At 44.0% G+C, this 14,948-nt stretch carries 15 protein-coding genes; 2 read left to right on the plus strand and 13 right to left on the minus strand.

Annotation, left to right across the window (positions count from 1 at the left end):
- Positions 1 to 159: 159 nt before the first annotated feature.
- The 3 genes from ACFOGI_RS07245 to ACFOGI_RS07255 form a co-directional block, all read right to left on the minus strand.
- Positions 160 to 1,251 carry a GerMN domain-containing protein gene (locus ACFOGI_RS07245; protein ID WP_390270673.1) on the minus strand — a complete coding sequence of 364 codons (1,092 nt, stop codon included), beginning with the start codon at positions 1,249 to 1,251 and terminating at the stop codon, positions 160 to 162.
- Between the two features lie 164 nt (positions 1,252 to 1,415).
- Positions 1,416 to 2,237 (minus strand): glutamate racemase, encoded by an 822-nt coding sequence (gene racE / locus ACFOGI_RS07250; protein ID WP_390270676.1) that lies wholly within the window; start codon positions 2,235 to 2,237, stop codon positions 1,416 to 1,418.
- A 20-nt stretch (positions 2,238 to 2,257) separates the two neighbouring features.
- Positions 2,258 to 2,710 carry a MarR family winged helix-turn-helix transcriptional regulator gene (locus tag ACFOGI_RS07255; protein ID WP_390270679.1) on the minus strand — a complete coding sequence of 151 codons (453 nt, stop codon included), beginning with the start codon at positions 2,708 to 2,710 and terminating at the stop codon, positions 2,258 to 2,260.
- 222 nt (positions 2,711 to 2,932) lie between these two features.
- Here ACFOGI_RS07255 and ACFOGI_RS07260 point away from each other — a divergent pair, with 222 nt between their 5' ends.
- Positions 2,933 to 3,157 carry a helix-turn-helix domain-containing protein gene (locus ACFOGI_RS07260; protein ID WP_010651078.1) on the plus strand — a complete coding sequence of 75 codons (225 nt, stop codon included), beginning with the start codon at positions 2,933 to 2,935 and terminating at the stop codon, positions 3,155 to 3,157.
- A gap of 228 nt (positions 3,158 to 3,385) precedes the next feature.
- Here ACFOGI_RS07260 and sdhB read toward each other — a convergent pair whose 3' ends face one another.
- The 3 genes from sdhB to ACFOGI_RS07275 are packed head-to-tail and all read right to left on the minus strand — an operon-like array spanning position 3,386 to position 6,570.
- Entirely contained in the window at positions 3,386 to 4,153 is a 768-nt protein-coding gene (sdhB, locus tag ACFOGI_RS07265; RefSeq protein WP_390270685.1) for a succinate dehydrogenase iron-sulfur subunit, read from the minus strand.
- Positions 4,153 to 5,919, minus strand: coding sequence for a succinate dehydrogenase flavoprotein subunit (sdhA, locus tag ACFOGI_RS07270; RefSeq protein WP_390270688.1), 1,767 nt, complete (start codon positions 5,917 to 5,919; stop codon positions 4,153 to 4,155). Before sdhA ends, sdhB begins: the two co-directional genes overlap by 1 nt.
- A 30-nt stretch (positions 5,920 to 5,949) precedes the next feature.
- Entirely contained in the window at positions 5,950 to 6,570 is a 621-nt protein-coding gene (locus tag ACFOGI_RS07275; protein WP_390270691.1) for a succinate dehydrogenase cytochrome b558 subunit, read from the minus strand.
- 324 nt (positions 6,571 to 6,894) lie between these two features.
- Between ACFOGI_RS07275 and ACFOGI_RS07280 the strand changes: the two genes are divergently transcribed.
- Positions 6,895 to 7,335 carry a DUF2507 domain-containing protein gene (locus tag ACFOGI_RS07280; RefSeq protein ID WP_390270694.1) on the plus strand — a complete coding sequence of 147 codons (441 nt, stop codon included), beginning with the start codon at positions 6,895 to 6,897 and terminating at the stop codon, positions 7,333 to 7,335.
- Positions 7,336 to 7,370: 35 nt separating this feature from the next.
- Here the strand turns inward: ACFOGI_RS07280 and uvrC are convergent, their stop codons facing one another.
- The 7 genes from uvrC to ACFOGI_RS07315 form a co-directional block, all read right to left on the minus strand.
- Positions 7,371 to 9,152, minus strand: a complete 1,782-nt coding sequence (uvrC, locus tag ACFOGI_RS07285; RefSeq protein WP_390270696.1) for an excinuclease ABC subunit UvrC — start codon at positions 9,150 to 9,152, stop codon at positions 7,371 to 7,373.
- Positions 9,153 to 9,257: 105 nt separating this feature from the next.
- Entirely contained in the window at positions 9,258 to 9,572 is a 315-nt protein-coding gene (gene trxA, locus ACFOGI_RS07290; RefSeq protein ID WP_390270699.1) for a thioredoxin, read from the minus strand.
- Positions 9,573 to 9,797: 225 nt separating this feature from the next.
- Positions 9,798 to 10,769, minus strand: coding sequence for an electron transfer flavoprotein subunit alpha/FixB family protein (locus ACFOGI_RS07295; protein WP_390270702.1), 972 nt, complete (start codon positions 10,767 to 10,769; stop codon positions 9,798 to 9,800).
- Between the two features lie 27 nt (positions 10,770 to 10,796).
- Positions 10,797 to 11,570: an electron transfer flavoprotein subunit beta/FixA family protein gene (locus ACFOGI_RS07300; protein ID WP_390270705.1), complete on the minus strand. Its 774-nt coding sequence runs from the start codon at positions 11,568 to 11,570 to the stop codon at positions 10,797 to 10,799.
- A 16-nt stretch (positions 11,571 to 11,586) separates the two neighbouring features.
- Positions 11,587 to 12,360 (minus strand): enoyl-CoA hydratase, encoded by a 774-nt coding sequence (locus ACFOGI_RS07305; protein ID WP_390271046.1) that lies wholly within the window; start codon positions 12,358 to 12,360, stop codon positions 11,587 to 11,589.
- Between the two features lie 49 nt (positions 12,361 to 12,409).
- Positions 12,410 to 12,994 (minus strand): TetR/AcrR family transcriptional regulator, encoded by a 585-nt coding sequence (locus ACFOGI_RS07310; protein ID WP_390270708.1) that lies wholly within the window; start codon positions 12,992 to 12,994, stop codon positions 12,410 to 12,412.
- Positions 12,995 to 13,157: 163 nt separating this feature from the next.
- On the minus strand, positions 13,158 to 14,834 hold the full coding sequence (locus ACFOGI_RS07315) for a long-chain-fatty-acid--CoA ligase (protein WP_390270711.1): 1,677 nt from the start codon (positions 14,832 to 14,834) through the stop codon (positions 13,158 to 13,160).
- Positions 14,835 to 14,948: the final 114 nt, after the last annotated feature.

A 14,948-nucleotide genomic window follows, 5' to 3' on the forward strand; every position in this document is an offset into this window, starting at 1 on the left:
AGTTATCACTTTGCTTATTCACCTATTCACCGTGAATCCTCCATAATTAGCTTATCATATATTACTGGATCGTATCATTTCCGTAACAGCTTGCCAAATAAAAAAAGGCTGTGCTGACAGCCTTCTAAAAAAGTTCTTTTAATGATATATGGAATCCTGTCAAAGCTTCTCTGCTGGAATGAACATATCACTGGTAACAGGCTCCTCGTATGCTTCTCCGCTTTCATTCACCAGTTGATCGACACTTTCCACTTCTATCTGGACAGCTTCCACATCCTGCAGTTCCGTCATCGTACGCACAATTGTCTCCATGACCTCATCGGCTATTACCGGATGTCCTTCTTGTGCGAGAATATCTTGGGTGAATTCCAACTCCAACACACCGTCTGTCAAAGTTGGTACATCTGCTAACCCCGTCTGCCCATTAAATACCTGTGTTGCATTTGTCTGATAACCAGGCCCGTCAACCAGCTCCCTAATAATGTTGGAATACATTTCTTCCTGTTCCCCTTCGACATATTGAGTTACTGGAACATAATAACTATCATCACCTTGTCGGGCAGGATAATACATGGTGACTGGTTTACTGTCCACTAAATCCACGGTATCGTTCTCTGCTATATTGATTCCGTTCGTTTTAGAATACCCATCTCCAAGAGGTGTCCCATTTACAGGCATCGTTTCGAGGGGGGTGCCGTTCATCCTCAGTTTCATTCTCTCCACATTCTCAAACTGCGTCAATGTATAGGTCATAGCCTCCAAAATTTTACGTTCGTCCTCGGCCTTATAATTCTCGAACTCCTGAGATACATCTACTATGATGGTACCATCCTCTTGGAGATTCAAACTCAGAATCTCGGTTCCTTCCGGAAGGACCGCCTGAAACCCGTTAGGCAGCATCGGTGTTACCGGCCCACCCTTCACCAAATGCTGCAATGCCTGGGCTGCAACCTCCTTGGATTCCTCCAGCGGAAGATTCAACGTCTGTGAAGCAACCATTCCATTGGCATCCAGTAAATATAATTGTCTGGGTACAGTCTCTGCTTCACCCACAGGAGTACTTGAGTCATCACCCTCCGTCTCAGAAGCAGTTCCCTCGTCAGATTCTGTATCGATCTCCTCCAGGCTGTCCACAGGCTCTGCATCTTCCGGAGCATCGATTTCCTCCATCGACTGTTCCCCTTGGAAACATCCAGCTAATATAAAGGTAAGAACAACTAATCCGGTCCATAGTAAATGCTGCTTTCGCATGTACTTCCCCCCTATGATGGTTTGTACTATTATGTATACGAGCCCAGTAAAAAAATAGACCAACCAATATGGGAAGAGAATTCTTATCTACCACCACCATCCTATCGGGACAATTGCTCGCCTGTGGCTTTTCCATGACAAATAAAAAAGCCAAAAGGCGAAGGTTACGCCTTATGACTCTTTGTTATTTCCACCTTCTGAATAGTCAGCATCAAAGCATAATCCTTCTCGAATATGCTTTTTGATATCTCCATGAAAATGTCCAGATCGCCAGTGGTGTAAAATTGATGGATGGGACTCTTTTCTCGATTACTGGATAGTCCGTGGACATCCAAGATGGTACTAGTTTCTGCTGCCGTCTCTTCACTAGAAGAGATTACCGACACGGACTCCCCAACCACCTTTTGTATGGTATCTTTCAAAAGCGGATAATGGGTGCACCCGAGAATCAAGGTGTCCATTCCATTTTGTTCCATCGGCCTTAAAGTCTCTTCCACTACACTTTCCGCCTTGGGACCAGTCCGCACTCCCTGCTCAACCATCGGTACGAACAAAGGGCATGCCAAGCTGTCCACACGTAGTTCCGGTTTTATTTTATGCAGTTCTTTTGTGTAAGCAGCACTTGATACAGTGCCTTCTGTTCCAATTACACCCACATGATTATTCTGCGTATGCTTGATCGCCGCCCGTGCGCCTGGCTGGATTACCCCGATGACTGGGATATCCAGCTTATCCTGTAATTCTTTCAACGTGAAAGCTGTAGCGGTATTGCATGCAATTACCAGCATTTTGATATTTTTTTCCACCAGGAAATCGACCATTTCCCAAGTGAATTTCTTTACTTCTTCGGCAGATCTCGGCCCGTAAGGACATCTTGCCGTATCCCCAAGATAAATCAGCTTCTCTTTAGGGAGCTGACGCATCAATTCAAGTACTACCGTCAGTCCACCAACCCCGGAATCAATTACTCCTATTGCTCGTTCCACCTGTATCCCTCTTCTGCACTTTATTTTTTCTGTATTTTCTCCATCTCTTTATACAAGAGGCCTAACAACTCATTTAAACTCCCTGCTTCTTCCTCTGTAAAACCTTCCAAGACAGCGCCAAGAAAATCCTGTCGTTTTTCAATAACTTCCTGGATAATCGTACTCCCTTTTTCTAACACATGAATTCTCACAACGCGTCTATCTCTTGTATCCTTCACCCGTTCCACCAGGTCGTTTTTTTCCATCCGGTCGACCAAATCGGTAGTGGTACTAAAAGCGAGACTAATTTTGTTCGATAGCTCTCCAATAGTCAAATCTCCTTCTTCCACGAGCCATTGGAGGGCAACAAACTGAGGAGAAGTTATCGGATAGTTATTTAAAATCTTTCTCCCGTTTTGCTTAATGATCCCAGAAATATATCGAAGTTTTTTCTCTAAATCTACAATCTCACTCGCAGAAAAGTCATTTTCCAACTATAGTCCCCCTTTAACGGCGGATGTTCATCCCATTATGTAGCAAATTAGATAATCGCTGCTATGTATTATATCAGAAAAAACAGGTTCACAGAATAATAATGGGCCAAACGTTTATTTACCGGTTCCCACACGCACTGATTCCGCTTTTTTTCATAAGCTATAAAGACTAAATAATTTCCCTTCAGACGCAGCTCTATGACAGCAAGGAGGGGTTAACATTTGAAGGACAACGAATATAAACCGAAGCAGTTATTGACTAAAAGGGAAAAGGAAGTATTTGAACTCTTGGTACAAGACAAAACAACAAAGGAAATTGCACAGGAATTATTCATATCAGAAAAAACTGTCCGTAACCATATTTCAAATGCGATGCAAAAATTAGGGGTGAAGGGGCGATCTCAGGCTGTGGTGGAGCTTCTTCGAATGGGTGAGCTGAAGCTCTAGTCCTGCTTGAATTCGACAGGGAAGCAAAGCCGTTATAAATATACAGCCTGTCTTCTTGGATAACCGGTTTCCTTTCTATGGAGCCGGTTCTTCATTTCGCTTGCCCCTTCCTGTATTAATGGAGAAAGAGTGGGTTTTTAGCAAACCAGCATATAGAAGAGAAAATTTACTAATCAAAAAGAGGCCCTTACCACATATGCGGCAGGGCCATCCAAATCTCACATCTATTTAGTGAGCATTGTCACTTCCGAAGAAGTTTTTGAATGCTTGTATATTTGTTGCTCTGTTCATCGCTGCAATGGATGTTGTCAAAGGAATACCTTTCGGGCAGACTTGCACACAGTTCTGCGCATTTCCACATCCATCAATACCACCGTCTTCCATCAGACCATCCAGCCTTTCACTCGCATTCATCTCTCCTGTTGGATGAGCGTTGAACAGACGTGCCTGGGAAATAGGTGCTGGTCCAATAAAGTTGGACTTGTCATTCACATTGGGACATGCCTCAAGGCATACACCGCATGTCATACACTTGGAAAGTTCATATGCCCATTGGCGCTTTTTCTCAGGCATCCTTGGTCCTGGACCAAGATCATGGGTGCCGTCGATCGGAACCCATGCTTTGACCTGCTTCAAAGCATCAAACATGCGTTCCCTATCTACAATCAAGTCTCTTACTACCGGGAACGTATCCATCGGAGCCAAACGAATTGGCTGTTCCAGCTCATCGACCAATGCAGCACAAGACTGTCGAGCTGTACCATTGATGATCATAGAGCATGCACCACAAACTTCCTCCAGACAGTTCATGTCCCAGTAAACAGGTGATGTTTCCTTGCCATCAGCATTGACAGGGTTTTCCCTGATCGACATCAACCCGGAAATGACGTTCATATTCTTCCGGTAAGGCACGTTGAATGATTCTTCGTAAGGAGCTGAGTCCGGACTGTCCTGTCTAGTAACGATAAAAGTAACCGTTTTTTGTTCTTCAGCCATTACTTCTTACTCCCTTCGCTTTTTTTTGTATAGTCACGCTTACGAGGCGGAATCAGAGAAACATCCACATCTTCATAGCTGAATACCGGCGATTCTTTTGAAGGATCAAAATCTGCGATAGTAGTCTTCAACCACTCTTCGTCATTTCTATCAGGATAAGCTGGTTTGAAATGTGCTCCTCGGCTTTCATTCCGGTTATAAGCCCCAATTGTGATGACGCGTGCCAAATGCAGCATGTTTTTCAACTGCCGTGTAAACATGGCACCTTGGTTATTCCAGCGCGATGTATCGTTAATATTGATATGGTTCCAACGTTCAAGCAATTCTTGGATTTTTTCATCTGTTTTCAGCAATTTATCGTTGTCACGGACAACGGTTACATTGTCCGTCATCCATTCACCGAGCTCCCTATGGAGACGATAAGCATTCTCTTCCCCATCCATATTCATCATTGCTTCAAACTTCTCTTCTTCTTCCCTTACCCTGGACTCAAACAGGTCATCAGGCATATCATCCGCGTGTTTGTCCAGACCGTCAATGTACTTGATTGCATTTGGACCTGCAACCATGCCACCGTAGATGGCAGAAAGAAGTGAATTGGCTCCAAGCCTATTGGCTCCGTGTTGGGAATAGTCACATTCACCAGCAGCAAACACGCCTGGAATACTGGTCATTTGGTCATAATCAACCCAAAGGCCGCCCATGGAATAATGAACTGCAGGGAAGATTTTCATTGGTACTTTCCGAGGATCTTCCCCGACAAATTTTTCATAGATTTCTATAATGCCACCTAGTTTGACATCGAGCTCTTTTGGATCTTTATGGGATAGGTCCAGATAAACCATGTTCTCTCCGTTAATGCCCAACTTCTGATTGACACAAACATCGAATATTTCACGTGTCGCAATGTCACGTGGCACCAGGTTTCCATATGCAGGGTATTTTTCTTCCAGGAAGTACCATGGTTCTCCATCCTTATAGGTCCATACACGGCCACCCTCGCCACGGGCAGATTCGCTCATCAATCTTAGCTTGTCATCGCCCGGTATGGCTGTCGGGTGAATTTGAATAAACTCACCATTCGCGTACTTGGCTCCCTGCTGATAAAGTGTACTTGCAGCAGAACCGGTATTGATCATGGAATTAGTGGATTTACCGAATATGATTCCAGGACCACCTGTTGCCATGATCACTGCGTCAGAGCGGAAGGACTTAATTTCATGGGTTTTGATGTCCTGTCCGACAATACCTCTTCCCCTGCCGTCATCATCTAGAACAGTACCGAGAAATTCCCAGCCTTCATATTTTGTGACAAGGCCTTCAACTTCAAATCGGCGGACCTGCTCATCCAGCGCGTATAATAACTGTTGCCCTGTTGTAGCACCTGCATAAGCTGTGCGGTGGTGCTGGGTTCCGCCGAACCTTCGAAAGTCGAGAAGCCCTTCAGGTGTACGGTTGAACATAACACCCATCCGATCCAACATATGTATGATGCTTGGCGCGGCATCCGCCATCGCTTTCACTGGCGGTTGGTTGGCCAGGAAGTCTCCACCGTAGACAGTATCATCAAAGTGGATTGCAGGCGAATCGCCTTCACCCTTGGTATTTACAGCTCCGTTGATTCCGCCTTGGGCACACACAGAGTGAGATCGTTTTACGGGTACAATGGAGAATAAGTCAACATGGACCCCTGCTTCTGCTGCTTTTATTGTTGCCATTAACCCGGCGAGACCCCCGCCGACAACAGCTACTTTGCGATTACTCATTTGGTAACTCACTCCCTAATTTCTTTATCTTTACACTCCGTAAGCAAACGTGATCAATGATCTGATTCCGATATAACTTACTCCCAGGAACACAAGAATGGTTGCATATGTAGCAATTTGCTGTGATTTAGGTGATTGCGTGAATCCCCATGTTACCAGGAAGCTCCATAATCCATTGGCAAAATGGAAAACGGCTGATAGTACACCGATTACATAGAACCAGAACATAAACGGGTTGGTCAAAATGCCTTCCATCAGACTATAGTCCAAATCTGCATTTCCTAGACCGATCTGTACTCTAGTCTCAAACACATGCCAAGCGATGAATACCAGCGTTATAACACCAGTATAGCGTTGCAGTTTGAACATCCAGTTGCGGAAATAACCATATTTGCTTACATTGTTTCGTGCGGTGAATACAATGTAAACCCCCAAAATGGCATGGAATAAAATCGGAATGTAAATTACCACGATTTCCAACAACAGTCTGAATGGCAGGTCATGCATAACGCCCGCTGCCGCATTAAAACTTTCCTCCCCATACACAGCGAAATGGTTGATAACCAAGTGCTGCACTAGAAAGATCCCGATTGGAACTACCCCCAGCAGGGAGTGCAGCCTCCTGTACCCAAATTCACGATGTTCTGCCATGTTTCTCCCCCCTTAGTTTAACTCGATAGTTTTTGGTTGCGATTACATAGACAATACAACCAAAATAGACAATTATCACTTTTTTTGGTTTATTGTCTAATAATGCAAATTTAATAACATGTTTATTGTACTTCTATCTTTATAAAGCGTCAAGAAAAGGCGGTCGGTAATTTTAAGATTTAGATAGTTTAATAGAAAGGGATTTCAGGTATGGCAAATGGATACTTGCTTAATATGATATTTACATAGATAATATAGACTGGCAGTAATTTTAACTGACACCGTCGTCAGTTTGAACCGTTTCAGCAAGAAAGGATGAACCTTTTGGCACAAAAACAAAATGCAATCCCTTTATCCCAGTTGGAAGAACTCCATACAAGCGGGGCAGGCTATGATATATTGCGGTACATTGGCCTCCCAGAGATATTGGGGGCAGAATCCCCCGCACTTCTTTACTTTTTGGGGAGGAACCTTGCAAGGAAGTTTCAAATCGAGCAGCTGGAGGATATTTATTACCTCTTTGATCAGATGGGTTGGGGAAAAATCGAGTTGGTCAAAGAAAAAAGAAAAGAAATGACATTTCACCTTCTGGCCGACAGTGTAGTCAGGCGGCTGAGTTCATCTTCTTTTCAGGCGGATTTTCGTATGGAAGCCGGTTTTCTTGCAGAAGCCGTACATATGTTGAAAGGCACGGAATGTGAGTGTGCAGAGGAAATCAATCAGAAGATCCATCAGGTGGAATTCACCGTAGTGTGTGCCACGTAAAAAAAGCAGCAATTCCAAAGTGAATTGCTGCTTTTTCAATCTCCTTTCTCGTTGAGATGTCCTAATATATCTTCTGCTGTATTTTGCGGGATGCCAAGTTTTGTAAAGTCTGTAATACTGGCTTTCTTAATCTCTGAGACTGATTTGAAGTGACTTAGCAGCAATCTCCTTCTTTTCTCACCGACACCTGGAATTTTATCCAGTTCAGATTGGAAAACACTCTTTCCCCTTAGCTGACGATGGAAACTGATAGCAAATCGGTGGACTTCATCCTGTATCCGCTGGACAAGATAGAACTCCTGGGACTGCCTGGACAGTGGCACTATTTCAGGTGGGTAGCCATATAGCAATTCACTAGTTTTGTGCTTATCATCTTTTGCCAGACCGCATAACGGAATATCCAGCCCCAGTTCATTTTCGAGTACATCCAGGGCCGCACTCATCTGACCCTTTCCACCATCAACGATAATCAGGTCAGGAAGGCGGAGATTCTCTTTCAGGACTCTTGTATAACGCCTGCGCACCACTTCCTTCATGGTTTCATAATCATCCGGACCCTCCACCTGTTTGATTTTATATTTCCGGTATTCCTTTTTATTCGGTTTCCCATCTTCAAAGACTACCATAGCAGATACTGGATCTGTCCCTTGAATATTGGAGTTGTCAAATGCTTCAATCCTATGTGGCGTCTCAATATGAAGCAGTTCGCCGAGCCCCTCAACCGCTAGTATTGTTCGTTCTTCATCCCTTTCGATCAGGGAGAACTTCTCTTCCAGTGCAATTTGTGCATTTTTGCCGGCAAGCTCCACCAGTTCCTTCTTTCGCCCACGGTAAGGTGTGTGGACATTCACTTCCAGCAAACCTTTCAGCATATCTACATCGGAACCGAGGGGCAACAGAATTTCTTTGGGCATCGGATGATGTTGATGGAGATAGAACCGGCCGATGAAACTTATGAACGTTTCCTGAGGGTCATCAAAAAATGGGAATACTGATACATCCCGCTCAATCAGTTTTCCTTGTCTGACAAAAAAGGTTTGTACGCACATCCAGCCTTTATCATAGCTGTACCCGAAGACATCCCTGTCCACCCTGTCATTGATCGTCATTTTCTGCCGTTCCATGACTGCTTCAATGTGTTGGATCTGATCCCGCAATTCCATTGCTCTTTCAAAATTGAGCTGTTCGCTTGCTTCTTGCATCTTGCTGCTCAGATTCCGTTTGATCTCCTTATACCCGCCTTGAAGAAATGAAGTAATATCCTGGATGACTTTCCGGTACTCCTCCCGTGTAGGAGGCTTTTCGCTGCATGCCAGGCACTGGCCCATATGATAATAGAGGCAGGGGCGGCCAGCAGGGTTATTACACTTTCTTAAAGGGTATAACCGATCCAGCAGTTTCTTGGTTTCCCTCGCCGCAATCACGTTCGGGTACGGACCGAAATACTTCCCCTTATCTTTTTTCACTTTCCGAGTGATCAGCAAACGCGGATGCCTCTCAGCAGTGATCTTAATATATGGATAGGTTTTATCATCTTTTAGCATGACGTTATATTTCGGGTCATACTTTTTAATCAAGTTCATTTCTAAAATCAGGGCTTCCATTTCCGAAGAAGTAACCACATATTCAAAATTCTCAATCTCTTGTACCAGCCGTTGTGTTTTTCGATCATTTGCTCCGGTGAAATAAGAGCGGACCCTGTTCCGCAGCAACTTTGATTTCCCTACATAGATGACTGTTCCATGTTTATCTTTCATTAAATAGCAGCCCGGTTCAGCTGGAAGGACTGCCAGTTTCTCTCTGATTGTCTGATTCATTGTACTATTCAGTCCTTAAATTAAGAATCTTTAATGAAAGATAATCCCTTGCTACAGCTATGTAACAAGGGATTATCCATTCATTCTTATTCAATTATACAGGGTTTAAGCATGTTTGTTAATCAAATCAACAAGTGCTTCTTTCGGTTGGAAACCGATAACCTGGTCAACAACTTCTCCATCTTTGAACAAGAGTAATGTCGGGATGCTCATCACACCGTATTTGCCTGCAGTCTCCTGATTTTCGTCAACATCAAGTTTAACAATCTGTACTTTCTCATCCATTTCACCATCAATTTCTTCAAGGACTGGAGCAATCATTTTGCAAGGTCCGCACCATGGTGCCCAGAAGTCCGCAAGAACTAACCCCTCTGCAGTTTCTTTTGAGAAATTTTGATCGGTTACATTTACAATAGCCATATATTTTCCTCCTTGATATTTATCCATTCTTTGGTTGAGTATACCACCGTTAGTATTCACTTGCGAATAGTTTGCTTATACCCATATAAAGTGGGCTTAAATTATGACAGTGGTTTACATATGATTCCCGCTCTGATGGGAGGAAAAACCTAGCCTGCGATCAGCACTGCCACGGTATATGTCAGGAACTTCATGTTATATGGAAATCGTTTTATGGCACCCACATTATTTCATTTTTCTTATCTCCTCCGTCAGCTTCGGAACCACTTCAAATAAGTCTCCGACGATGCCATAATCCGCAACATTAAAGATATTTGCTTCAGGATCTTTGTTGATGGCCACAATTACCTTGGAATTGGACATTCCGGCGAGATGCTGAATTGCCCCCGAAATACCAACAGCAATATACAGATCGGGTGTAACTACTTTTCCTGTCTGACCGATCTGCAATGCATAATCACAGTACTCGGCATCACACGCACCCCGGGAAGCTCCAACAGCACCGCCAAGTTCTTCCGCCAATTCATATAATGGCTTGAAGCCTTCATCGCTCTTTACTCCGCGTCCTCCAGCTACGATCACATTTGCTTCGGAGAGGTCTACACCTTCAGATGCTTTCCGGACGACATCCTTGATGATTGTCCGGATATCAGTGATATCCACCTCTTTGGAAGCAACTTCACCTGAGCGAGATTCATCCCTCTCCAATGGAGAGATATTATTCGGACGAATGGTGACGAAGGTCAGCCCATCTGTGATCACTTTCTTTTCAAATGCCTTTCCAGAATAAATGGGTCTGGTGAAAGTGACATTATCACCTTCCCCACTGATATCAATTGCATCTGAAATCAGCCCTGTTCCTAGTTTCGCAGCAAGCTTCGGAGTCAGATCTTTTCCGACAGAAGTATGGCCCATCACTATACCATCAGGTGATTCATCCTGGATTACTGCAAGCACTGCCTGGCCGTAACCTTCTGAAGTGTAACTGCCAAGTTGCTCATGCTCAACTATAACAGTGCGATCTGCTCCATAACGGATGATTTCCTCTCCTTGTGCTTGGAGGTTCTTTTCCCCGCAAATGATACCGACCACTTCAGCTTCTGCATCTATCTTTTTAGCAGCTGCCACAGCTTCGAATGTTACGTTTCTAAGTTCCCCTTCTCTGCTCTCTCCGATTACGACGATTCTACTAGCCATGTCTATTCCCCTTTCTTTATGGAAGGTCTACAGTACTTTCTTTTCTTCTTTAAGCAGAGTTACCAGTTCTTTCACCTGATCATCGACTTCACCTTCAAGGACTTTTCCTGCTTCTTTCTCTGGTGGCAGAAATATATCGATTGTTTTTGTTTTCGCTACCAATTCATCTTCATCCAATTCTAGATCATCGATCTCCAGTTCCTCGAGTGGTTTCTTTTTGGCTTTCATGATACCCGGTAGGGAAGGATAGCGCGGCTCGTTGAGCCCTTGTTGGCAGGTGACGAGCAATGGCAGGGAAGATTCAACAATCTCTACGTCACCCTCCACGTCCTTTTCCATCGTTGCTGTATCTCCGTTGATCGTTAATTTGGTGATCGTAGTGACATAAGGGATGCCCAAGGCTTCAGCGAGTCTTGGCCCCACCTGGCCGCTTGCTTCATCAATAGCTACATTGCCTGCTAAAATGAGATCTGCTTCCTTATCTTCCAAATATGCTTCCAGGATCTTAGCTGTAGTGAATTGGTCTCCTTCCTCCAGGTCTTCCTCTGTATTGATTAACACTGCCTTATCTGCGCCCATTGCGAGGGCAGTGCGCAGCTGTTTTTCTGCTTCTTCATCCCCTACTGTGATGACAGTCACTTCTCCCCCATGTTCATCCCTTTGGGTGATAGCCTCTTCTATAGCATATTCATCGTATGGATTGATGATGAATTCCGCTCCATCTTCTTCTATCTGCCCATTTGAAACATTGATTTTTTCTTCTGTATCAAATGTCTTCTTCATTAGTACATAGATATTCATCCCTTTTCCTCCTCATCTATTTATCTTGAAAATCAGGCTCCCGTTTCTCCAGGAAAGCTTGAACTCCTTCTTTTGCGTCGGCAGAACCGAAAACTTCTGCAAAGCTTTCCGCTTCCGCCTTCACTCCTGTACTGAACTGATCAGTATAAGAGTATGGAAGCAGTTTCATAATTGCGTTGATCGAACCCCTGCTTTTTGCTGCAATATTTTCTGCAAGCCGGGTCGTTTCCTCGATGAGGTCTTCGGTACGGACCACCCGGTTTACCAAACCCGATGCTTTGGCTTCTTCTGCCGTGATCGGCTGCCCAGTGAGTATCATTTCGTAAGCTTTCGCACTACCTACATACCTTGGAAGACGCTGTGTTCCGGCAAATCCCGGTATGATTCCCAATGTTAATTCAGGCAGTCCCAACTTGGTTTCTTCGGCAGCAATCCTCATATGACAGGACATTGCAAGCTCCAGTCCACCACCCAACGCTGCTCCATGAATAGCAGCAATGACCGGGATCGGATAATGCTCGATCCGATCGAAGAGTTTCTGCCCATTCTCGGATAGTGACTGATAGTCAGCTGCATTTTCCAGTGATGTAAATTCCTTGATATCTGCCCCAGCGGAAAAGAATTTGCCATCCCCCTTGATTACTATTGCTTTGACACCTGCGTCCTGCTCCGCCTTGTCCAGATTTTCAGCTAGTGACTCGATCAGCCCTGTGGACAAAGCATTCGCAGGAGGACTCTGAATAGTTAAGTATGCAACATGATTACTTGATTCATAGAGTATATTCGCCAATGAACCTTCCCCCGCTTCTATCATAATTTTCAAACTAGTGAATCTACCTCTATGATACAGAAAGACCTTTTGTTAATAAAGCGTGAACCTCCGGCGCCTGTTCCACCAAGTCATATTTATGCTCTTTCATGACCCAGTTCGTCACTACTTCATCAAGTGTACCGAAGACCATCTGCCTTACGAGCCGCCGATTTAAATCACTGCGGAATACGTCCTCCTGTATACCTTCCTCAATCACCCCGTCAATCACCTTTAAATAGGGACGTAGTACTTTATTGATCTGTTGGCGTAAATCCGGGTTGGACTGCCTTAACTCCAGCTGTGTCACGATGGCGAGGAATCGGTCTTCCGACAATTGGCGAAAATGCATCTCAATCAGTACAAAAAGTTTTTCTCTGACATCCTCTTTCTCATTGATACTATCTGTTATTCTTTTGATAAACTGCCCCATCTTTTCTGTAAACACGGAAATCAGCACATCTTCTTTGTTTTTGAAATAAAGATAGATCGTCCCATCGGCAACCCCCGCCTTTTTGGCGATCTTTGAAACCTGAGAAGCATGATAGCCGTTTTCGGCTATCACTTCGACAGCTGCTTCAATAATTTGGTTATACTTTGGTTTATTATTTTTCATCATCGATCTCCATTCTTATCTTCCGGCAATTATGAATGAATAATCATTCATAATATAATCTTACCTTTCACAGAATATCCTGTCAACACAAGCACGTCCATTCTTTTCACACGCCCGGCAACCGCCAAGCGCTATTAAATGGGTTTGCCGTCCAATATGTTCCTTACATTTTTTGCCTTTCCTCTTCCACCAGCTGTCTCCTCAATATCTTACCGACAGCCGTCTTGGGCAGCTCTTCACGAAATTCATATAATTTTGGAACCTTGAAAGTTGACAAGCGTTCTCTACAGAATTGGTCCAATTCTTCTTCGCTTATGGTACTTCCCTTCTTCCGGACAACATAAGCTTTGACAGTTTCTCCTCGATAAGCGTCCGGTACACCTGCCACTACGACTTCTTGCACTTCCTGATGCTCATACAGCACTTCTTCCACTTCACGAGGATAGATATTAAAACCGCTGGCAATTATCATATCTTTTTTCCGGTCGACTATATAGAAGTAGCCATTGTCGTCCATATAGCCGAGATCACCAGTATGGAACCAGCCGCCTTTCAATACTTTCTCTGTTTCTTCCGGCCTGTTCCAGTAACCTTTCATGACCTGTGGACCCTTTACCACAATCTCACCCACTTCCCCAACAGCCGCTTCTTCTTCTGTATCAAAATTGATGATCTTTGCATCCGTATCCGGCCACGGAACTCCGATGCTCCCATTTACCCGACGGCCCCATACAAAATTAGAATGCGTGACAGGGGATGTTTCCGTTAAACCATAGCCTTCCACCAGCCTGCCGCCTGTAACACTCTCAAACTGTTCCTGGATTTCACCCGGCAAAGGGGCTGAGCCACTGATACAAGCTTCGATGGAAGATACGTCGTATTTCTGTAAACTGGGATGGTTTAAAAGACCAATATACATAGTAGGAGCTCCAGGAAACAAGGTAGGTTTCTGCCTATGAATGGTTTGCAATACCTTCTCCGGCTGGTAATTAGGCAGGAGGACCATTTTAGACCCTTGCATAATGGACATATTCATGACTGTGGTCATCCCATAAACATGAAAGAAAGGGAGTACACCAAGGATGATATCGTCTTCTTTTTTTGTATGGTAAAGCCATGCTTGGGCCATTTGTACGTTTGCAGTCAAGTTGAAGTGGGTGAGCATCACTCCTTTTGGATAGCCTGTTGTTCCTCCTGTATATTGAAGTAGTGCCAAATCTTCTTGAGGATCAACTTCCACCTCCTTAAATTCTTCTCCTGCTATAGCCATCATTTGCTTCCAAACATGGGTGTCTTCCGTCTGTTCTACTTTGACCACCATATTATATTGTTTCTTTTGGACTATGGGATAAAAAAGGTTTTTCGGGAAAGGGAGGTAATCCTTGATGCTGGCCACCACCGTATGCTTCAACGCTGTCTTATCTCTAACATTCGTTACTCTCGGGAGCAGGATATCGAGGCAGACAATGAACGTAGCTTCAGAATCTTTCAATTGATATTCAAGTTCGCGTTCCTTATATAGCGGGTTAGTCTGTACAACTATTCCACCTGCTAGGAGAACAGCATAGTAACTGATTACCGCTTGGGGACAATTGGGAAGCATAACAGCAACTTTATCTCCTTTAGATAAACCTAAGGATTGTAAATAATTTGCCATTCTCTGTGCTTGGGAAAGCAAATCTTCATAAGACAGATCTAACCCCATAAAATAAAGCGCTTTCTTTTTTGGGAAGCGTGCCACAGTTTCCATTAAAAATGAATGGAGAGGCTTTTTCTCATAAGCAATGCTGGTCGGGATTTCTTCCGGATATTGAGCATACCACTTTTTAACTTTTTCCATTGATTCTCCCCCTTTTTATATTCTACTCCCATTATAACGATTATTTTCTATAATTTGTATTTTCTAAACAAAAATATAGAAAAATAAAAAGACTGCCTTGCAGGGCAGTCTCCT

The sequence above is a fragment of the Virgibacillus xinjiangensis genome (genome assembly GCF_042643145.1).
Lineage (GTDB): Bacteria > Bacillota > Bacilli > Bacillales > Amphibacillaceae > Virgibacillus_O > Virgibacillus_O xinjiangensis.